At 39.2% G+C, this 21,538-nt stretch carries 11 protein-coding genes and 4 pseudogenes; 8 read left to right on the top strand and 7 right to left on the bottom strand.

Going from position 1 to position 21,538, the window contains the following annotated elements:
• Positions 1-49: 49 nt before the first annotated feature.
• Genes glgB through VSAL_RS16330 form a run of 3 tightly spaced genes read right to left on the bottom strand, consistent with a single transcriptional unit; the run spans position 50 to position 6,978 of the window.
• Positions 50-2,272: a 1,4-alpha-glucan branching protein GlgB gene (gene glgB, locus VSAL_RS16340; protein WP_407921297.1), complete on the bottom strand. Its 2,223-nt coding sequence runs from the start codon at positions 2,270-2,272 to the stop codon at positions 50-52.
• 14 nt (positions 2,273-2,286) lie between these two features.
• Complete coding sequence (malQ, locus tag VSAL_RS16335) at positions 2,287-4,467, bottom strand: 4-alpha-glucanotransferase (protein WP_012551475.1); 2,181 nt, start codon at positions 4,465-4,467, stop codon at positions 2,287-2,289.
• A 57-nt stretch (positions 4,468-4,524) separates the two neighbouring features.
• Positions 4,525-6,978, bottom strand: coding sequence for a glycogen/starch/alpha-glucan phosphorylase (locus VSAL_RS16330; RefSeq protein ID WP_012551474.1), 2,454 nt, complete (start codon positions 6,976-6,978; stop codon positions 4,525-4,527).
• 396 nt (positions 6,979-7,374) lie between these two features.
• On the opposite strand from VSAL_RS16330, the gene malT reads away from it, so the two are divergent.
• Both malT and VSAL_RS16320 read left to right on the top strand, forming a co-directional pair.
• On the top strand, positions 7,375-10,080 hold the full coding sequence (gene malT, locus VSAL_RS16325; protein ID WP_012551473.1) for an HTH-type transcriptional regulator MalT: 2,706 nt from the start codon (positions 7,375-7,377) through the stop codon (positions 10,078-10,080).
• Between the two features lie 106 nt (positions 10,081-10,186).
• A complete protein-coding gene (locus VSAL_RS16320; protein WP_012551472.1) occupies positions 10,187-11,107 on the top strand; it encodes a DUF368 domain-containing protein in 921 nt (306 codons plus the stop codon).
• An 81-nt stretch (positions 11,108-11,188) separates the two neighbouring features.
• Here the strand turns inward: VSAL_RS16320 and VSAL_RS16315 are convergent, their stop codons facing one another.
• Complete coding sequence (locus VSAL_RS16315) at positions 11,189-11,797, bottom strand: TetR/AcrR family transcriptional regulator (protein WP_012551471.1); 609 nt, start codon at positions 11,795-11,797, stop codon at positions 11,189-11,191.
• Between the two features lie 176 nt (positions 11,798-11,973).
• On the opposite strand from VSAL_RS16315, the gene VSAL_RS16310 reads away from it, so the two are divergent.
• Both VSAL_RS16310 and VSAL_RS16305 read left to right on the top strand, forming a co-directional pair.
• A complete protein-coding gene (locus VSAL_RS16310) occupies positions 11,974-13,083 on the top strand; it encodes an efflux RND transporter periplasmic adaptor subunit (RefSeq protein ID WP_012551470.1) in 1,110 nt (369 codons plus the stop codon).
• Between the two features lie 3 nt (positions 13,084-13,086).
• Positions 13,087-13,854, top strand: a pseudogene (locus VSAL_RS16305) (efflux RND transporter permease subunit); the annotation flags it as partial.
• 167 nt (positions 13,855-14,021) lie between these two features.
• Here the strand turns inward: VSAL_RS16305 and VSAL_RS23420 are convergent.
• Positions 14,022-14,237 (bottom strand): annotated as a pseudogene (locus tag VSAL_RS23420) (IS91 family transposase); the annotation flags it as partial.
• A gap of 81 nt (positions 14,238-14,318) precedes the next feature.
• Here VSAL_RS23420 and tnpA point away from each other — a divergent pair.
• The 3 genes from tnpA (at position 14,319) to VSAL_RS16290 (ending at position 16,536) form a co-directional block, all read left to right on the top strand.
• Entirely contained in the window at positions 14,319-14,633 is a 315-nt protein-coding gene (gene tnpA, locus VSAL_RS16300) for an IS66 family insertion sequence element accessory protein TnpA (RefSeq protein WP_012548925.1), read from the top strand.
• A complete protein-coding gene (gene tnpB / locus VSAL_RS16295) occupies positions 14,630-14,977 on the top strand; it encodes an IS66 family insertion sequence element accessory protein TnpB (RefSeq protein ID WP_012548924.1) in 348 nt (115 codons plus the stop codon). Before tnpA ends, tnpB begins: the two co-directional genes overlap by 4 nt.
• Before the next feature lie 71 nt (positions 14,978-15,048).
• Positions 15,049-16,536, top strand: coding sequence for an IS66-like element ISVsa2 family transposase (locus VSAL_RS16290; protein ID WP_012549008.1), 1,488 nt, complete (start codon positions 15,049-15,051; stop codon positions 16,534-16,536).
• Between the two features lie 15 nt (positions 16,537-16,551).
• Here VSAL_RS16290 and VSAL_RS16285 read toward each other — a convergent pair.
• A pseudogene (locus VSAL_RS16285) lies at positions 16,552-17,538 on the bottom strand (IS91-like element ISVsa9 family transposase); the annotation flags it as partial.
• A 75-nt stretch (positions 17,539-17,613) separates the two neighbouring features.
• Here VSAL_RS16285 and VSAL_RS16280 point away from each other — a divergent pair.
• A pseudogene (locus tag VSAL_RS16280) lies at positions 17,614-19,896 on the top strand (efflux RND transporter permease subunit); the annotation flags it as partial.
• 102 nt (positions 19,897-19,998) lie between these two features.
• Here VSAL_RS16280 and VSAL_RS16275 read toward each other — a convergent pair.
• The gene (locus VSAL_RS16275; protein ID WP_012551469.1) at positions 19,999-21,162 is read right to left on the bottom strand and encodes a tetratricopeptide repeat protein; all 1,164 of its coding nucleotides are present in this window, start codon (positions 21,160-21,162) and stop codon (positions 19,999-20,001) included.
• Positions 21,163-21,538: the final 376 nt, after the last annotated feature.

The raw sequence follows: 21,538 nt of genomic DNA, 5'->3' as shown, positions 1-21,538 counted from the left end.
TAATTACGTTCTCGTTAAATGAAAGATCGTAAGATACGCATAATGAATTTTATTTGTTAGGTGTAGTTCCCCGCACGCTTACTTTTAAACGATAGAAAACCGTAGATAATGGCGGTAGGTTTACGACTAAAGACTGCGCTAGCCCTTGAGATTCCACCGACTCTGTCTGTACATTACTAACGACGTCATAACTGCTGCCACCGTAATAATCAGCATCCGTATTTAAAACCAGTTCATACTCACCTGAAACTGGCATTCCTAAACGGAAGTCATTTCTTGGTGCTGGAGTAAAGTTACTGATCACCAATATACGCTCACCGTTATCGCCTAAACGCTCATGAGCTAACACACTTTGCTCAGCGTCATTTTGTAAACGCCATTCAAATCCACAAGGTTCACAGTCATTAATATAAAGTGCTTTTTCATTACGGTATAACTGATTCAAATCTTTAACCAGATGCTGCATACCAGAATGACGCTCGAATTGTGTTAAGAACCATTGTAATTGATCATCATGATCCCATTCTGCACTTTGAGCAATCTCTGCTCCCATAAAGTTCAGCTTCTTACCTGGTTGTCCATACATGTAGCCCATGTACGCACGCATATTCGCTGTTTTCTGCCATTCATCACCTGGCATTTTATCCAGAATAGACCCTTTTCCATACACCACTTCATCATGAGACAACGATAAGATGAAATTCTCACTGAACGCATACACTAATGGAAAAGTAATCGTATCATGATGATAGCGACGATGAATTGGATCTTCTTGAATGTAATTTAAGCTGTCATGCATCCAACCCATATTCCATTTAAATCCAAAGCCTAGACCGCCATCAAACGTTGGTGCTGACACCCCAGGATACGCCGTAGATTCTTCGGCTATCGTCATTGCATTAGGGAAATGAGAATACACTTCTTCATTCATCCATTTAAGCAGAGCAATGGCACCATGATTATGATTACCCCCATCCCAGTTAGGGATCCATTCACCATCTTCACGTGAATAATCAAGATAGAGCATTGATGCAACGGCATCAACACGTAAACCATCGATATGAAAATGCTCAAACCAGTACAAGGCATTAGAGACTAAAAACTCACGAACATGCAATTGGTCATAATTATAAATATAACTCTGCCAATCATTATGCCAACCACGACGCGGATCCGGATCGTTAAACAATGAGGTTCCATCAAAATTAGCTAAACCATGAGAATCCGATGGAAAGTGAGCAGGAACCCAATCCAATACCACACCGACACTGGCTTTATGACATTCATCAACAAAGAATTTAAAATCATCTGGTGAACCAAAGCGGCTTGTTGGTGAGAATAAACCAATCGGTTGATAACCCCATGAACCATAGAATGGATGCTCAGAAACTGGCATTAACTCTATGTGTGTATAGCCCATTTCAACGATGTAGGGAATTAATTCTTCAGCGAGTTCACGATATGTTAGAAATTCACCTTTCTCATTTCGTTTCCACGACCCAATATGCAATTCATAAAAAGATAACGCCTCTTTTTGCTTTGCTGTTACGGGACGGTTCTGCCATTTCGTATCATGCCACTTGTAGCTTGATTGATCATAAACCACAGAAGAAAATGAAGGATATTGTTCGTTATGTGCACCAAAAGGATCCATTTTATGAGGAAGAATTTCCCCATGCGGTCCTTTTAGTTCAAATTTATATTTCGTTCCGACAGCATGCTCAGGAATAAATAGCGCCCAAAGTCCATTATCAATACGCTGCATAGGATGACGACGGCCATCCCATTGGTTAAAGTCACCAATGACACTTGCAGAAGATGAATTTGGTGCAAAGACAATATATCGCACACCTTTAATTAATTTACCATCACGCTCAACAGTAAAAACATGCGCACCTAAATGGTGATACATTTCTTTTGGTGTATGGACATTACTTTCCGTTGGGGCAATAGAATGATACTGGTATGGATCATCTATAACCTGTTCCGTTCCACTCCAATCAACAACAAGTTGATAATGCTTGTCTGTCAAATCAATAGGACTAGAAAGAAAGAAACCACCGGAATTGCGAGAATGAGGTTCAGGGCTTAAAGGGTACTCAAGATCTGCAGAAATTCTTACTTTTACGTTCGTTGCATCAGGCAACCAAACACGTAGAGCGATATCTTGAGATTGGTACTGTGGACCTAAAAAAGAAAATGGATCACAAAATGCAGCTCGGTTGAGCTGCATGTAGACATCCTTTTCTTTACGTTCAACAAGTAAGTTCAACGTAAACACTCCTATTATTTTTTACTAGCTTGGGCACGAATGTCAGTTAACTGCTTAGTTAATTCATTCACTTCGGGACGATTGAAAATATCATCTAAAGTAACTGACAATTTACGACGCCAGTTTGGATATTCATCAACCGTACCCGGTATGTTAACTGGTTTATCCATTTCAAGCCAATCTTCAAGTTGTAAACTGAGAAGTGCGCTCGATCCTGCAGCTAAGTGAAGTTGCAATGCATCACTTAAATATCTGTCCATTGGCACAAACGTAGCATCACGCCCTACACCTTCTGGAAGAAAACCATGAAAATCAACACTATTTAAGATATCTTGTTTTGATTTTGCTCGGCTAAGAAAGAGCTCTTTTAACTGTTCTGCATCAGGATATAAGCCAATTTCTTCGCCCATTTTTAAATCATCACAGTGCCAAAAACCACGTAATGTCGGCATATCATGAGTACATAATGCAGACATAGATTGCTCTTGATAATGCGTTGGTGAGTAATACCCGCCATCTTCTGCCGTTTCAAAGAAGAACACTTTATAAGAATGAATGCCGGCATCTGCAAGTAAATCGATAATCTCATCAGGCACAGTCCCTAGATCTTCACCAATAACTGAGCACGAATTACGATGACTTTCTAAAGCAAGAATAGATAACATGTCTTCTACTGGGTAGTACATGTATGCGCCTTTCGTTGCGTCTTCCCCTTTTGGGATCCACCACAAACGAAGTAAGCCTAAAACATGATCAATTCGCAATGCACCACAAGCACCCATATTCGCACGAAGTAATTCAATATAAGCATCATACGCAGTTGCTTTTAAAACTTGAGGGTTTAATGGCGGTAATCCCCAATTTTGACCAAGTGGACCCAATACATCTGGTGGAGCACCAATGCTGGCATCAAGACATAAGCTGCCATGATCTGCCCACGTTTCAGAGCCACTATCAGCAACACCAACCGCAAGATCTCGGTACAGACCAATGTCCATTCCTTTATCTTCAGCGAATTGTTGAACATCATTAATTTGGGTAAAAGCTAACCACTGTAAGTACATGTACAAATCAACTTGATCGCTATTATCTGCAATAAATTGCTGCACTTGTTTATTATCAAACTGTTGAAGTTCTTGAGGAAAAACAGGCCATCCCCATACATTCTGGTCTTCTGAGTATAGGGTATTATGTAACGCATCAAATGCCGCTTGTTGTAATAAGCTATCGCCACCCTCTTCAACAAACGTTAAAAAAGCCTTCGCACGAGCACTATTCTTATCAAGATGACGTGTTTTAAACTCTGCGAATAAAAAAGGTAATACACCCATTTTAAGTGACGAGACTTCAGTATAATTTACCCAATGAGATTGACGCACCTCATTCAAACGTTGTTGAAATTCAGCACTGCCGACAACTTCTTGAGCTTGATTCGATAATGCAAACTCAGGCACTGAGCACACGTCAATATAAAGAATATTTAACCAACGACGAGACGATGGACTATAAGGACTCGCCCCTTCAGGATTCGCAGGGAACAAAGAATGAATTGGATTTAAACCGACAAAATCTCCACCTTTATTTGCTATCTCACCGACAAGTTGCTTAAGATCGCCAAAATCACCGATTCCCCAATTATGAGCGGTTCTTAGCGTATAAAGTTGAACACTCGGTCCCCATAGCTTTTTACCGTCATTAATTGCGTCTTGTTTGTAACACGCCTGAGGCGTCACAATTAGAGTCATTACATACGGCGCTTTACGACGCTTGCGTATGATTTCTAATGAATGATACCCCCATTTCAATGTAGGTAACGAAAATAATAACGCCCCTCCATCGACACGGTCATCAGAAATAACTTGAGACTGTAAGTACCCTTCAAGTACCTCACCTTCTTCCGTCGTTAATTTCCAACTAAACTCACTAATACGAGCACTTTTTCCAAGATGAAGTTCAACGTGAAGCGGTTCGTTATCACGAACAACCTTAACCGCCTCAAGTACTTCTTTCTTATGTTTTTTTTCAGCCGAACTTAATAACGTTTTATCGTTTTTAGTATCATAACCTAAAGCCGCTAATAAGCGAGTTAGAGTGTCATCACTGACTTTTTCTTCATCACCCCATGCACTGATATAGCTATTTGCTAACCCGGCCATTTCTGCGACTTGATAGAGCGCATTGTTATTATTTGTCATCACTTAATCTCCGAGGGCAGCCTTATACTGCCCTCTGTATTTATAATCTAAATAGGCTTAACGGTTTATCGCTTCCAATTTCCAGATATTATTGACGTAATCACGAATACTACGGTCAGAGCTAAACTTACCGACTAAAGCCGTGTTCAAAATAGCCATTTTTGCCCACTGTTTTTGGTCTCGGTATGCCGCATCAATATCATTCTGAGCACGAACATAATCTGCGAAATCAGCCAATACTAGGTATTGATCGCCATCGTAAAGCAAGTTGTCACGGATGGCCGACAATTGACCAATTTGACCTGGGGTAAATTCATCTCCAGCCAATAAATCTAGTGCCGCTTGTAATAATGGATTGGCCTCATAGTATTTATATGGGTTGTAGCCTGACGCAACAAGCGCTTCAACTTCGTCAACTTCTAAGCCAAAGATAAAGATATTTTCATCACCCACTTCTTCACGGATCTCAACATTTGCCCCATCCATCGTACCAACGGTAATCGCCCCGTTAAGTGCCATTTTCATGTTACCAGTACCCGATGCTTCTTTACCCGCCGTCGAAATTTGCTCAGAAACGTCTGCCGCTGGAATAATAATTTCAGCCATGCTCACACGGTAATCCGGAATAAAGACGACTTTAATGAAATCAGACACTCGAGGGTCATTATTCACTTTGTCTGCCACTTTATTGATAGCAAAAATAATTTCTTTTGCTAAGTGATAACCCGGAGCCGCTTTTGCAGCAAAGAAGAACACACGAGGGTGCATATCAAAACCAGGTTCATTCAATATACGATGGTACAAAGAAAGTATGTTTAACAAATCCAAATGCTGACGCTTATACTCATGCAAACGCTTAATCTGAACATCAAAAATGGCGTCTGTATTTAGCTCAATGTCCATATTCTCTTGGACCCAATCGGCAAGGCGTTGTTTATTTTTCTTTTTAACTGCCATGAATTCTTTTTGGAATGCCGCGTCATCCGCAAATTTTGCGATGTTAGACAATTGGTCTAATTTTGCTGGCCATTCATTGCCAATTTTTTCAGAGATAAGCGCAGATAAATCAGGATTACAGAATTTCAACCAACGACGAGGGGTCACACCATTGGTAACATTTGTTAATTTACCAGGAAAATATTCATTAAACTCTGGGAATAAATCACGTTTAACTAACGCCGAGTGTAATGCTGCCACCCCATTAACCGCATAAGCGGTAACTACACATAAATTCGCCATTCGCACCATACGGTGAGTGCCTTCTTGAATAATAGAAAGCTTACGCAGCTTAGATACATCTCCAGGCCATTTTTGTTTTACACCTTCAAGGAATAAATAGTTAATCTTAAAAATGATTTCCATATGACGAGGAAGTAGGCGTGAAATTAAAGACTCACTCCATGTTTCTAATGCTTCAGGTAATAATGTATGGTTTGTATAAGCAAACGTTTTAGAACAAATTGCCCATGCAGAATCCCAACTTAATCCACGATCATCCATCAATATTCTCATTAACTCAGGAATACCAATTGTTGGGTGTGTATCATTTAATTGAATCGTTTCGTATTTAGGCAGATCTTCAATTTTATGACCCGCTGCATCATGTCTACGTAAAATATCCGCAATTGAACAAGCACAATGAAAGTACTGTTGCATTAAACGCAGTGTTTTTCCTTTCTCATGATTATCATTAGGGTACAAGACTTTCGTTACGTTACCCGCATCAATCAAAGCATGTTGTGCTTCAAAATAATCACCATTATTAAAGCTCGCAAGGCTGAACGGAGCTTTAGCTCGACATTCCCACAAACGCAATGGATAAACGGTATCACTTTGATAACCGACAATCGGTAAATCCCAAGGCATCCCTTCAACAAACATACCAGGAATCCAACAACGTTTCTCTACCCCATTTTCTTCATATACTTCAACTTTGCCGTAAAAACCAACTTGCTGCGCATAATCAGGACGAGCCACTTCCCATGGATAACCTTCAACACCACGCCATGCATCAGGTGCTTCTTGTTGGCGACAATCATCAAATGATTGACGGAACAAACCGTATTCATAGTGCAGACCGTAACCAATCGCAGGAAATTCTTGCGCTGCTAATGAATCCATAAAACACGCAGCTAGACGGCCAAGACCACCATTACCTAATGCGGGATCACGCTCTTCTTCTAGCAAGTCAGTTAAATTATGACCAAGTTCACCCATTGCATCCGTAATATCTTCATATAAACCCATGCTAATAAGGTTATTACCTGTTAAACGACCAATTAAGAACTCAAGAGATAAGTAGTTAACACTTCGTGCATTCTTAATTCTTTCATCGTTTTCAGTATTAACTAAATCAAATGTTGTTAATTCAGCAAGGGCCTTACCCATCGCTAAATACCATACTTTAGACGTCGCTGTTTTTTCATCAGCGGCAAAAGTGGACACTAAGTGTTGTTTTACAGACGCTTGAAACGCGGCTTTATCAAATTTTTTGATGCTATTCGTTTTCATAATAAGAACTCTCACGAAGGTTTATAATCACTGTGTATATCGTGCACGGTTCAAATTAACGTCGCATCCTCCTACCTAGGGGGAGGAGATAAAAAAGCGTTAAGGCGTAGGTATAATTACCAAATCTAAGTGTGACCATAATCATGATTTGTAGGGCTATCTATTATTCTGGCGTGATAATAAACACATTTCTTCAGCATTAAACACGAAATGATAACAAGATCACATTTTTAGACATTCGGTAAATAAAACGATTCCTCTGTATTTTCTAATTTGAATTTATAAATTGATCCAGAAAGAAAAGGAGTAATAGATCACAATTATAGGGCGTAGCTGATTCATTCATTCTCATTATTGAGGATAATAAACTCAGTATTTTTAAGAAGAATGAAAATTATGTTAATACCATCAAAATTACATTTTCCAAGACGTCTACATAATGCCATCTTACGATCTCGTGTTCTTGACTCTCTAGTCGATGCTGCCCACTACAAACTTGTTTTGTTTCGCTCCCCTGCTGGTTACGGTAAAACAACGATGGCTGCACAATGGCTATCAGAAAAAGACGACACAGGTTGGTATAGCCTTGATGACGGAGACAACGATGAATTCAAATTCGCAAAATATTTTGTTCAAGCGATTGCTAATGCAACAAGCCTTGAGCTTTCTCACTCTAAAGCGTTAACCGAAAAACGTCAGTTTGCCTCTTTGTCTAGTTTATTTTCTCAAGTTTTTAGCGAACTGCTCCCTTTTCAAAAAGACGCTTACATTGTATTGGACGATTATCACCTCATTACTAATGAAGCCATTCATTTAGGATTGAAATTTTTCTTAAAGCATTTACCTGATAACCTCACACTCGTGATAACAAGTCGCTCTCAACCTCCCTTGAATACGGCGAATCTACGAGTAAGAGACCTCCTTATTGAGATCGATAATCAAAGCTTAGCATTCGACCAATCAGAGACGTCCCTCTTTTTTAGCCAACGTTTAAATGATGACATTGACCAAGATGCGATTACCCACGTACGTGAGCATGTCGAAGGTTGGCCTTCTGCTCTTCAATTAATTGCATTGCACAGTATTCAGAACAAACAATCGTTAATGAATTCAGCAGAAGCAATGACCAACTTAAATCAAGCGCATTTGTGGGACTACCTTGCTGAAGAAGTGTTTGATCACTTAGACAGCGAAACACAACATTTTTTAATGCGCAGTGCCGTCTTTGAACATTTTGATGCCGCATTGGTCAGTGATTTAACTCAACGAAGTGACTCTCAACTTATCATCGAAAATCTGAACCGTTTTGGTTTATTCATTAATAGCGATGGAGAGCACGGCGAATGGTACAAATATCATAATTTATTTGCAGAGTTTCTTTCTCACCAACGTCAGAACCACCTTGCTCATGAAGAGAGCGAGTTACAATTTAAAGCCGCTCATGCTTGGTTAGCCCACAAGAATATTTATCAAGCCTTACGGCATGCAAAGAAAGCAAAAAATGACACTCTAATTGCTAAAATACTGACAGAACATGGTTGGCATTTATTTAATAATGGAGAGCTCGTGCTATTAGAGTCAACGATTGATCAATTAGACAAAGACACCCTGTTCGCCTCTCCTCGTTTAGCCATTATTCGTGCATGGTTGGCTCAAAGCCAACACAACTATTTACACGTTGACGATTTACTGTCTGAAGCTCAACAAGAGATGTCAGCACGTAATATTATATTAGATCGCCATGTTCAAGGTGAGTTAGATGCATTGAGAGCGCAAGTCGCTATCAACAAAAACGAACCAGAGAATGCATTGCTTCTCGCAGAGAAAGCTCTCGAACAGTTAGAAATGAATAAATACCGTAGTCGTATTGTCGCTACCTCCGTAATTGGTGAATATCATCATGTTTCGGGAAATTTGGCGCAAGCACTCGCGTTAATGCAACAAACTGAAAAAATGGCGATGACCTATGGCATTTATCATCAAGCACTCTGGGCTATTTTGCAACAAAGTGAAATTCTAATGGCACAAGGCTTCATGCAAGCCGCCTTTGATCTGCAAGATAACGGATTCAAGCTGATTGAAGAACAAGATTTATATCAATTACCACTTCATGAATTCTTATTGCGTTCTCGTGCTCAAATCTATTGGTTCTGGTTCCGTTTTGATGAAGCAGAACAATGCACTTGGAAAGGCTTAGACGTACTTTCACCCTTTGATGAAACTAAACATCTACGCGGCTATTCAATGCTTGCTCGTTTAGCCGTTGCCCGTGGAGAGTTTGATAAAGCAGAGCGTTACCTAGAAAAATGCCAACAATTACTTGGACAAGCCGATTATCATATCGATTGGAAAGCCAATGCGTCTTCTGCACAACTTTTCTATTGGCAAGCGAAAGGCAATACTGAATCAATCAATTATTGGCTAGCTCATGCTGATCGCCCAGAAACTCGTTGTAATCACTTTACACAACTTCAATGGCGCAACATAGCAAGGGCATACTTTCACCTTGGTGATATAGATACGGCAATTAATACCTTAAAAGACTCTCAGATCATTGCTCAAAAACATAAATTGATCACGGATATCAATCGTAATGCAATTATGGAAGCCGTTCTTCTTTTTGAAGATAAACAAATCGATGCCGCGATTGAAGCAATGCATCTTGCGATCAAGCAATCGAACCAAACAGGGATAATCGGTAGCTTCTTAATGGCAGGACAAGCAGTACTCAAACCTCTTGCTAAATTACAACAAAAAGGAAATTTAACCGAACTAGAGAAGCATCGAATAGACCAATTACAGAAAGCATTATCAAACAATAAACGATCTCGCTCTGCTCATTTTGATGAAGCTTTTATTGAAAAAGTACTCAATACACCAGAAGTGCCAGAATTAATCCGAGCCAGCCCATTAACTCACAGAGAATGGCAGGTGTTAGGGTTAATTTATTCCGGATTTAGTAATGAACAAATCGCTGCTGAATTTGATGTTGCACCAACAACAATCAAAACTCACATTCGTAATTTATATCAAAAACTTAACCTTCCAAACCGTAAAGCAGCCATTGCAATGGCTGATGAGTTAGTAAGCATGATGAAATAATCACTCCTAGAGTCATTCTTACGACATTTTTTATACTTAACTTATGTATAATCATCCAACATAGATGCATTATGCATAAGTTTTCTTCTTTATATACAGAGCTAAAATGAACTACTTAACGACATTTTTTAAAGGTATGGCAATGGGCGCAGCAGACGTTGTTCCTGGGGTATCTGGCGGTACGATTGCTTTTATCACTGGTATTTACGATACGCTTTTAGAAAGTATCCGACGTATAAACCCTTCAATATTTGGTTTATGGAAACGCGACGGATTTAAAGCAGCATTTAATCACATTAACGGCTTCTTTCTTATTTCACTGTTTGGTGGCATTTTAACCAGCATTCTTTCGTTAGCAAAATTAATCACCTGGATGCTTCACACACATCCGATTCCATTGTGGTCTTTCTTCTTTGGCTTAATTATCATTTCGATTGTTCATATTTCAAAACAAATTGAAGAATGGTCAATTAGCCGAATTATCATGCTAGTGGCCGGGGCCGTGTTTGCTTATACCATTACAGTCCTTAATCCTGTTGCATTAACACCATCAACGTTCACGTTTATCTTGGCTGGCTCTATTGCTATTTGTGCCATGATTTTACCGGGGATCTCTGGTAGCTTTATTTTATTGCTACTTGGTATGTACAGCCCAATCCTTGACGCCGTTAAATCTCTTGATTTGGTCACCATGGCGTTGTTTTCTACAGGCTGTCTAATTGGTTTATTGAGTTTCTCTCATGTTTTATCTTTTCTTTTAAAACGTTTTCGCGATTTAACTTTAATTTTCTTAACAGGATTAATGGCGGGTACATTAGGCAAGATTTGGCCTTGGAAAGAAGTCATTGAATGGCGTATTAATTCAAAAGGAGAGCAAGTGCCTCTCATTGAACATAACCTATCCCCATTTAACTACGAGCACGTGACTCAACAACCCGCATTAATTGGCTTCGCTGTTGTCGGTGTTCTTTTAGGAATTGGCTTAGTGCTTGGTCTTGAAGCTTACGCAAAGAAAACAGGAAAATAATACCCTGCTCTAATTCTATTATTAAATGAAAGACGGTGGTCAGTGTAAACTAACTGCCGTTTTTATTTCAGATTAGAATGTTTACGTTAATCCATACGACTGAATAAAAACAGACGTTACTGTATCGACTTTACTCTTCATGTCTTCATCCGTTAGTTCGCTCGCTAAATTCATTACTTGAGGCCAAAGAAATAAACCTTGGAATAAACTCACATATATATCAGTCATCAATCGTGGATCTGCGTTTTTTAACCTTCCTGCTGTAATCGCTTCACTAAACCAGTGTGTAATCGCTCGAATACTATAAATATTTTTAATTACATGATTTGCCATATCAGGCTGACGCAGAAATTCCATCACAATGGTTCGTGCTAGTGGTATTCCATATGTATTATAAAGGACATCAATTTCTTTATAAGCGATTTCAGTCAGTTGTGCTTCTGTGCTTTTATTTTTATCAAATTGATAAGAGACACTCTTACTTACAGAATCATTAATAACGGTCAATACCGATTCAAACAACATTTCTTTACTTTCAAAATGACGGTAAATCGTACGTTTAGATACTTCGGCAGATGATGTGATTCTGTCCATATTTGCCGCTAAAAAACCATATTCAATAAATTCGTTTTTAGCCGCATGAATGATATCAAGATGTTTTTGCTGCGATAATGTCAATTTTTTCTGCATATTCCCCCCAGAGATTAAGTATAGCTTATCCATTTATAATCAATAAGTACACGCAAGAGTTTACTTATTACTTTTTAAGTATAAAATAAACTAACGAGTTTACTTTATACCTTTCATGTCTTTTACTCGTAACCATTTCATGTTCGATTTTTAACTCTTTTCATAGGAATGAGTAAATGAATACATCTACATTAATGCTGTTAAAAAGAACCACTCTCACAGTGAACCTTATAATAGGTACGATTTTTCTCTCTGGATGCGATACGAATGAAACCATTCAAAACTCAAGTCCTCCTGTCGTTATCAGGCCTGCACTTATTGAAATCATTACGCACAGTGTAGATGCTAAATCACGTTTTAATGGCGTGGTTCGTTCCGCTCAACGGGCCGATCTTGCATTTCGAATGAATGGACGTGTCATTGATATATTCGTCGAAGAAGGGCAGCAGGTAAAAAAAGATCAATTATTGGCTCAGCTAGACCCAAGAGATGCAAAAAATGCGTTAGCCTCAGCACGCCTTGAGTACACAAACAGTAAAGCTGAATACACTCGTGGAAAAGCGATTTACGAAAAAAGCCAAGCCATTGCAAAAAGTGATCTAGATACATTAAGTACTCGATATAATCTAGCAAAAAATCGATTAGAAGATGCAAAACGTCAATTAGAATATACCCAATTAATTTCGCCGTTTGACGGTGTCATTGGGCAGAAAATGATTGATAATCATGTTCAAATTCAAGCTAACACCCCCGTGCTAACAGTGCATAACGTTAATAAATTGGAAGTACTGATTAATATTCCAGACCGTGTCATGCTTGGGGAGTTAAAGGGATCACAAGCGTTAGCTCAAATTAGTGCACTCCGTAATGAAAACTTTCCTCTCTTGTTAAGTACCTATGGCACTCAAGCAGACCCAATCACACAGACTTACCCTGTCGTGCTAACGTTTGAAGATCTTCGTGGATTTAATGTTCTACCCGGAATGACTGTAAAAGTAGTGCCCGTTTATCCAAAAACTCAATCATCAGCATCGACACTCGTTACCATTCCACTCACAGCGGTGGTACCAAATAATCAAGGCGATCAATTTGTATGGATTGTTGATCAACAAAATAAAATACAATCACGTCCAATCAAGGCTGGTGCACTCTTCTCAAATCGAATTGTAGTTAATGAAGGATTATACGCCGGAGAACGCATCGTTATTGCAGGCGTTTCAAGTTTGACTTCAGGAATGGAAGTAAAACCTTACACCGATATACTTGTAATACGTAGCGGGGAATAACATATGGACATCGCTCGTTATACTATTGCTAAACGTACCTCTGTTTGGGTACTTATCTCATTAATCCTTTTTGGTGGGTATTTAAGTTACCTTAAACTTGGTCGTTTTGAAGATCCCGAATTTGTTATCCGTCAGGCCGTTATTAATACGCCCTATTCTGGTGCCACAGCACAAGAAGTATCAGACGAAGTTACCGATATTATTGAAGGTGCAGTCCAATCACTTCAAGAAGTAAAAGAGGTAAAATCAGTTTCAAAACAAGGCATGTCTGAAGTTACCGTTGAAATCAAACTTGAATTTGCTAACAACCAAGCCGCATTACAGCAAGTCTGGGACAAATTACGTCGTAAAATTGGGGATGCTCAACGCCAACTTCCCCCAGGGGCTGGAGCATCCATTGTTAATGATGATTTCTCAGATGTATATGCACTATTCTTTGCTGTTACTGGCGAGGGATTTAGTGATAAACAATTACAAGACTATGTAGATGAACTGCGTCGTGAGTTAGTCCTCGTTCCTGGAGTAGCAAAAACAGCAACACTCGGTGAACGTCAAGAAACCATTTTTGTCGAGATATCTAGCGAACGTATGGCTAAATTTGGCGTCTCCGTAGAAAAAGTTTATCAAGTGCTACAAAAGCAAAATCTCGTGACAGTTGCAGGCAGTATTGAAACCGACTCTATGCGTATTCCTGTAATTCCAAGTTCTAACATTAATACATTTAATGATTTGGCTAACTTACAAATCAATCTTGGAGATAACAATACCGTACAAGGTAAGGAATTTGAATGTTGCTGAGTTAGCATTGGCCCGTCTAAAAAAGCCAATTTCACCATCGCTGTTTTTTTAAAAGGTATCGAAAATATAATTATCGGGGATTTTATAACTGTTTTAGCCCTATTTCATGAGTTTTAGATACACTTATCCTACAAACCTTATTATGCTGCCCTCAATTCTGACTGAACTATCGCATGGGTGACTAAATCATTGACCGAATTTCCGACTCGGAAATTCGTAAACACCAGACGACTTTCACATAAAATACATTCGTACGGATCTACTTTTACATATCCTTTTAACATTGCGGCATACCCTGGCATTTTCGGCTCAGCTTCTATTTTCATACCTAAAGCTGCATAAACTCTAGGCAGAGCGTAAGCGTGCGGGGAACTACACCTAACAAATAAAATTCATTATGCGTATCTTACGATCTTTCATTTAACGAGAACGTAATTATGCAAAAAGATAAAAAGAGAACACCAGAGCAATGGCACGCTCTATTTGAATCTCAGCAATCTAGCAAGCTTAGTGCCGCTGAATTTTGTCGTAACCATAATATTCTGCCAAAGACATTTAGTGCACGTAAAGCACGATGGAAACAAAAGATTAACGCTTCTACTTTCTTGAAAGTAGAAGCGTTAACATCAACTATCATCGCCACTCCACAATTACCAGATATTCAACTTTCTATCGGAAAATTGCGATTAACATTGCCAGCTAATACTGAACCTCACTGGATAGGACTCTTATTAAAAGGGTATCAATCATGAATGTATTTACTGATGTTTCCACCATTTATCTTCATCGTGATTTTGTCGATTTTCGCAAGGCCATTAATGGCCTTGTCGTGATTGTTGAGCAAGAAATGCAACTATCACCGTTTAGTGATGCTCTATTTATATTTTGCAATAAGCCTCGTGATAAACTCAAAATATTGTATTGGGATAAAACAGGATTCGCTTTATGGTACAAGCGATTAGATGAAGACCGCTTCAAATGGCCACGAAATATAAATAACGATACGTTAGCATTATCAGAGCAGCAACTGACACTGCTATTACAAGGTTTTGATATCTTAGGACATCAACCGGTACATTATCAAACAACCCTTTAAATAGTTGATTCTCAGTCAAGAATAGGAGGCAACCGATTGATTACCTGTATTATCGTTATATAGTCATCTACATGACTGATAAAATAAAACCACTTCCTGATACCATTGACGAGCTGAAAGCACTTGTGCTTCAGCTTGAAAATAAATATAACCGTCTTCTAGAGCAATTTCGGCTGGCTCAACATCAGCGCTTTGGTAAAAGCAGTGAATCTGACTCGACTCAATTTGATTTATTCAATGAAACAGAAGAAGAAATCATCATTGAAAATGATGACACACAAACGATTACCTACACTCGTCAAAAGCCAAAACGCCAACGCTTACCTGAAGACTTACCGCGTACTGTTATTATCCACGACATAAAAGATAAAACTTGTAAGTGTTGCGGTCTAGAGATGCATGCGATGGGTAAAGACATCAGTGAAAAGTTGGAATTTGTACCAGCTAAAGTGGAAGTTATTCAACATGTTCGTCCTAAATATGCTTGCCGAAATTGTGAAAAAAACAATACTTCAGTAGACATTAAACAAGCCCCAATGCCAGCGTCACCAATCCCTAAAGGGATTGCGACCGCAAGTTTACTTGCTCAAATTATTACGGCTAAATTTCAATACAGTCTTCCACTTTATCGTCAAGAAACGTTATTTCAGCAATGGGGTATCATTATTGGACGGCGAACGATGGCGGATTGGTTAATAAAATGCTCGGTACTATTTACCCCTCTTAATAACGAGTTACATCGTATTTTGCTTGAACAACCCACTCTGCATTGTGATGAAACAACGGTAAATGTGTTGGATGTTGAAAAAGCAAAATGTTATATGTGGGTCTACTGCTCTGGCTATGATTCTCCAGGCTCTGGTGTTTTGCCTGGAATTGTACTTTATGATTATCAATCTAGCAGGCATGGCTACCATCCAGTTAACTTTTTAAAAGGTTATAACGGGTATTTACATACCGATGGTTACCAAGGTTATGAACAAACTGAAGCGATTTTAGTTGGCTGTTGGGCACACGCACGTCGACGATTTATTGAGGCTCAACGTGTTCAAGTAAAAGGGAAAACAGGGAGTGCAGATTGGGTATTGAGTAAAATCCAAAAGCTATACCGGATCGAATCGTTATTAAAAGAGGCTTCCCCTGAAGCCAAGTATGTTGCTAGGCAGACAGAAGCCCGCGATTTACTTAAAGAGCTCCGTGATTGGCTTGATAGCGCAGTTAGTCGAGTATCACCTAAAACAAAATTAGGTGAGGCGATTAGCTATACATTAAATCAATGGGATAAATTAGTTCGTTATATTGATGATGGATTGTTATCTATTGATAACAATCGAGCAGAGCGAGCGGTTAAACCGTTTGTTATCGGCCGGAAAAACTGGTTATTTTCGGGTTCAACGGCTGGTGCAGATTCAAGTGCAATGCTTTACAGCATTGTAGAAACAGCAAAGGCAAACGGATTAATCCCTTACGATTATATTAGGTATTGTCTAGATCGTTTATGTGTTGGATCGCCAGATATCGATTCACTTTTACCTTGGAATGTAAAAGACAAGGTGTAGTTCCCCGCACGCTTACGGCAGAGCTTCTCCACGACGACGCATTGATAAAAAACCGTAGTATCGGATCATCTTGAAATGTTTATCAGGATAGTGCTCTACTATCCGTCTTATCATCTCTTCTGGTGATAATGTTAGGCTGTCTGTTGTTCCTGTTCGATGGTCTAAATAATTAAACGTTATCATTCCGCCTTTGGCGTAATGACTTAAACGTGACGCTGAAATCGGGGGCCGTTTTAAATACCGACCAAGATAGTTCATCGTCGGTTTTACATTATTTGTCTTTTTAGCAAAATGAAGCTTCCAACGACGATTATATTGACTGCTTAAAAAGCGTGACCAATCCGTTTTATTACGGATATAGGGGCATTCTTCGCTTGATAAATCAAGCTCATAATAAGCCTTACCCAATAAACTGACGATAGCCGCTCTCCAACAAGGCTCTGTCGTTTTCATTTGGAAGTAAATGGGTTTCCATAAACCGGTACGTTCACAAATTCCCCCACGAGTGACCGATAAATGTAAGTGCGTATTCCAATTCAGTTTTCGACCGTAAGTATGAAGAGCACAAAAGATACCGACATCTATTCCTTTATCTTTTGCCCATCCCAGCAGAATGTTTGCAGCACATTTGAATAATTTATTTAACAGCCAACGGTTATGACGAAAGATAGGCCATAGCGTGTTTGGAAGGGTAAAGGTGATGTGTTGATATTCGCATTCAGGGAAGACATGTTGTTGCTTTTGTATCCATCGCTCTGTGGCTTTCATGCCACAGCTACTGCACGCTCGAGATTTACAGGTTTGGTGAATATATTTGATATGGGTACAGTCAGGGTTGCAACAATGATATTCGCGAGAGCCAAAAGCCGCTGTCCCACAGGACAGCATCTTTGTGACATTTTCAATCACGACCGCTCTTAGGTTAGCTTTGTTATTATGAAGAAATTTAAGCCAGTTATTTTGACTATTAAATAATTGTTTCAGGGGTTTATATGCGTGCATGGCGATAGGATAAACGATTTATTGGCAACAATGGAAGAGGTTGAGTCCTTTTGATTTGCGCCGTAGGCGCCTATTGTTCTTCGCTTAGGCGATATTGCAACCGTCACCCGGGGCTATCAAGAACCAGCCTCTATGATAGTTCGCTATAACGGACAACGAGCCATTGGTTTTGGGATTTCCAATGTCACTGGTGGCAATGTAGTGAATATGGGAGACGCTGTAAAAGCTCGAATTTCAGAGCTTGAAAGTCAACGTCCATTAGGTATTGACTTAAATATAATCTCAATGCAATCAGACTCTGTTCGAGCTTCGGTGGCCAATTTTATTGATAACTTAATCGCTGCCGTTGTCATTGTATTTATCGTATTACTTATGTTTATGGGGCTACGATCTGGCGTTATTATTGGCTTTGTCTTGCTTCTTACCGTTGCAGGCACCTTATGCATCATGTTAATTGAAGATATTGCAATGCAACGGATATCTCTTGGGGCATTGATCATTGCTCTTGGCATGTTAGTCGATAATGCCATTGTAGTTACAGATGGTATTCTAGTTCGACTTCAAACAACCCCTGACGACAATCGAGAAGAGATCGTTTCTGATGTTGTCAATGCAACAAAATGGCCTTTACTTGGTGGTACCGTCGTTGGTATTTGTGCTTTTAGTGCCATTGGCCTATCCCCTTCTGATATGGGCGAATACGCCGGATCTTTATTTTGGGTAATTTTATACTCAATGTTATTAAGCTGGGTATTCGCTGTAACCATCACTCCAATGCTATGTTATGACTTTCTGAAAGTAAAACCTCTCGACAAAAATGCCCCTATTAGTCGCATTAGTCAAATGTACCGCCACCTACTCGCTTGGGTATTAAACTATCGTTGGGCCACTTTAAGTATATTAATCATTATTTTGTTCAGCGCTATTTACGGGGTACGTTACATTCCACCCGGATTTATGCCGGAATCACAACGTGCTCAATTTGTAATTGATGTCTATTTACCACAAGGCTCAGACATAAAACGCACTGAACAAACAATTGAACAGATAGAGCAAGATGTTAAACAGAAAGAAGGCATTACTAATGTAACCAGTTTCGTAGGTGGTGGTGGTTTACGCTTTATGCTGACCTATTCACCTGAAGCGAGAAATCCAAGTTATGGACAACTATTAATAGACATTGATGATTATCAAAACATTGCTCCATTACTTATTGAATTACAGACTGAACTCGATGATAAATACACAGATGCATCGATTAAAGTATGGAAATTCATGCTCGGTCGTGGGGGCGGTAAAAAAATTGAAGCCGGATTTAAAGGCCCAGACAGTCATGTGCTTCGTCAATTAGCAGAACAAGCAAAAGCAATCATGTTAAATGATCCGCAATTGATTGCAGTTCAAGACGATTGGCGTCAACAAATTCCAGTATTACGCCCTCGCTATTCTGCAGAAAAAGCACAGCAGTTTGGGTTAACAACACAAGAGATAAACCAAGCCATCGCACAGACTTTATCAGGACGAAATGTTGGGGTTTATCGCGAAGGAAATGATCTTATTCCAATCGTCGCACGTTCACCAGACGTCGAACGAGATCATCAACGTGCGATTGAAAATACAGAAGTATACAGTCATACTGCCAATAGTTTTATCTCTATTAATCAATTAATTGAGTCATCAAATGTGGTATGGCAAGATGCTATTCTACGTCGTATTGATAGAGTTCCAACTATATTAGTTCAAGCCGATCCCGCTCCTGGCGTATTAACCACCGATGCCTTTAATCAAGTACAAGAAAAAATTGAAGCAATAGAGTTACCATCGGGCTATCAACTTATTTGGTATGGTGAGTATAAAGCGTCAAAAGATGCTAACGAAGGCTTATTAATTTCTGCACCTTATGGGTTTGCAGCGATGATTTTAGCGGTCATATTTATGTTTAACGGGCTTCGTCAGCCATTGGTCATTTGGTTAACGGCACCATTAGCGATCATCGGAGTTACCGTTGGGCTCGTTGCGTTCCAAACACCATTTGAATTTATGGCAATATTAGGCTTTTTAAGTTTGATTGGTATGATGGTAAAAAATGCCATTGTTTTGGTTGATCAAGCCGATCTTGAAGTCAAAAATGGAAAAACGCCTTACTATGCGATTATTGATGCCTCATTAAGTCGTGCAAGGCCTGTATTACTTGGCGCACTAACAACAATTTTAGGTGTAGCGCCTTTACTTGTAGATCCATTCTTCAAAAGTATGGCAGTTACTATTATGTTTGGTTTGTTATTCGCCACCATTCTCACCCTTATCGTAATACCTCTATTCTATGGTATGTTATTTAGAATAAAAGTGACTCAATAGAAATGACAGTAAGCATAAGATTACTGAGTTAAAAATAATAGAAAGGAGCGAATAATCGCTCCTTTCTATATTTTCTGTTCATATTTTCCACACCAACAAAGATTAAAACTTAGCACTGCCATCCATCTTTGTTTGGCTAAAATTGACAGCATCAGGTTTCTTATCTTTTTCTATCTCAGCCGTTGTTGTACTTGGTTTTGAAACGATACCTTTCTCGTTAGCATCCAATTTAGGCTCATCATCGACCATAAATTCATTTTCATCAGGAAAGTAACTTTGTCTTTGATACAGTTTATCTAAAGACTTAATAACCGCGTGCTTTCTCAACTTTCCTCGTTTCATTTTATCATGAAGAGGTTTCGCCATTCCTTGTAAACCTATCACAGCATCCACACCGACTAAGTGTCCAACATGATCTCGTCGACTTGCTGCCGCTTCAATGCCATTTGCAGCCGCTAACCAAAACCAAATATACGCAACAGAATTGCCTTTTTCAGTCGTGTCTGCGCCCATTTCACCCGCAAAATATTGCGCTTTAGGATCACCACTTTCTGCTGCAAGTTCTAACCAATATGTCGCTTTTTTAGGATCGACGGCAACGCCTTTACCTTCGGCATATTGTTTACCAATACGTATTTGAGCTTCGGTATTATCTAACATCGCTGCTCGTAAATTCCATTCCGCCGCCAATTTCGCATTAGGCTGAGGGTTTGCTTCTGCCACATACCAATCTGCAATAAATAGTTGAGCAGGAATATGTTCCATTTCTGCCGCTTCATCAATTAATGCAATGCCTTTTTCAATATTAGCATCAACGCCATTACCTTGTATAAAGGCGATACCTAACGCTAATTTTTTTTCGGCCCCACCTTCTTCTGCAGCCAGGACTTGCCCCCAAAATTTAGATTTACTTTTTAACTCAGAATCTTCACGACGACTATCACATAAGCGGATGACAGAACGGATGGCAATAGCGTTGTCGTGATTTGCAGCCATTTCATACCAATGCAATGCTTCTTCAAAATTATTCATTTCCGCTTCTTTGGCTAAAAAAAGCTGTGTCGAAATATGCCCTGTTTGTGCTTTATATACTCGTTCTTGCCTTTCTGCTGCTCGAGCTTCCGAAAGCGCCCTACGGTAAGAGATCGCCTCTCTCTCTTTTCTTTCGTCGACCTTTCTTTGCTTACTGTTCGCAAAAAAGAAATTAATACACACCATTACTAATAAAACAACCAGTCCAGTGACTGCTACTTGTATCCAATCCATGCTACACCATTACTCTATATTTTTGATATCACTCTTATTATCGGCTTTTATAAGCAAAACATTAACAATAATTTAGTGATATAGATTCAATATTCACACTGATAAGTCATTATTTTATTAAATATTTTTCATTCATTGATATTTTGTTTGAATTATTTAGAAAGTAGGACTACTATCCGAGTCTTGGGGAGTAGTCACAAGGTTTAATACTTAATCTTGTTCAGATATCGTCATCCCGAAGTTTCGACTTCCGGTATCTGTAAGTGGGCAATGAATGCCAATCACTTTGACAAGACCAATACCATAACGTTAATTATTATTGTTAATGGTAGAAGGTCTGTGCTCTCAATTTTAGTGCCATAGTCCTTTTACCTAT

Origin of the sequence: Aliivibrio salmonicida LFI1238 (assembly GCF_000196495.1) — a bacterium.
Classification (GTDB): Bacteria; Pseudomonadota; Gammaproteobacteria; order Enterobacterales; family Vibrionaceae; genus Aliivibrio; species Aliivibrio salmonicida.
Note: the sequence above shows the minus strand (reverse complement) of the source record. Positions and strands in the feature narration are given on the sequence as shown.

Excerpts from the sequence above, each read along its gene's own strand:
- malQ (WP_012551475.1), bottom strand. The coding sequence starts at position 4,467 with ATGACAAATAATAACAATGCGCTCTATCAAGTCGCAGAAATGGCCGGG.
- VSAL_RS16330 (WP_012551474.1), bottom strand. The coding sequence starts at position 6,978 with ATGAAAACGAATAGCATCAAAAAATTTGATAAAGCCGCGTTTCAAGCG.
- malT (WP_012551473.1), top strand. The coding sequence starts at position 7,375 with ATGTTAATACCATCAAAATTACATTTTCCAAGACGTCTACATAATGCC.
- VSAL_RS16320 (WP_012551472.1), top strand. The coding sequence starts at position 10,187 with ATGAACTACTTAACGACATTTTTTAAAGGTATGGCAATGGGCGCAGCA.
- VSAL_RS16315 (WP_012551471.1), bottom strand. The coding sequence starts at position 11,797 with ATGCAGAAAAAATTGACATTATCGCAGCAAAAACATCTTGATATCATT.
- VSAL_RS16310 (WP_012551470.1), top strand. The coding sequence starts at position 11,974 with ATGAATACATCTACATTAATGCTGTTAAAAAGAACCACTCTCACAGTG.
- tnpA (WP_012548925.1), top strand. The coding sequence starts at position 14,319 with ATGCAAAAAGATAAAAAGAGAACACCAGAGCAATGGCACGCTCTATTT.
- tnpB (WP_012548924.1), top strand. The coding sequence starts at position 14,630 with ATGAATGTATTTACTGATGTTTCCACCATTTATCTTCATCGTGATTTT.
- VSAL_RS16290 (WP_012549008.1), top strand. The coding sequence starts at position 15,049 with ATGACTGATAAAATAAAACCACTTCCTGATACCATTGACGAGCTGAAA.
- VSAL_RS16275 (WP_012551469.1), bottom strand. The coding sequence starts at position 21,162 with ATGGATTGGATACAAGTAGCAGTCACTGGACTGGTTGTTTTATTAGTA.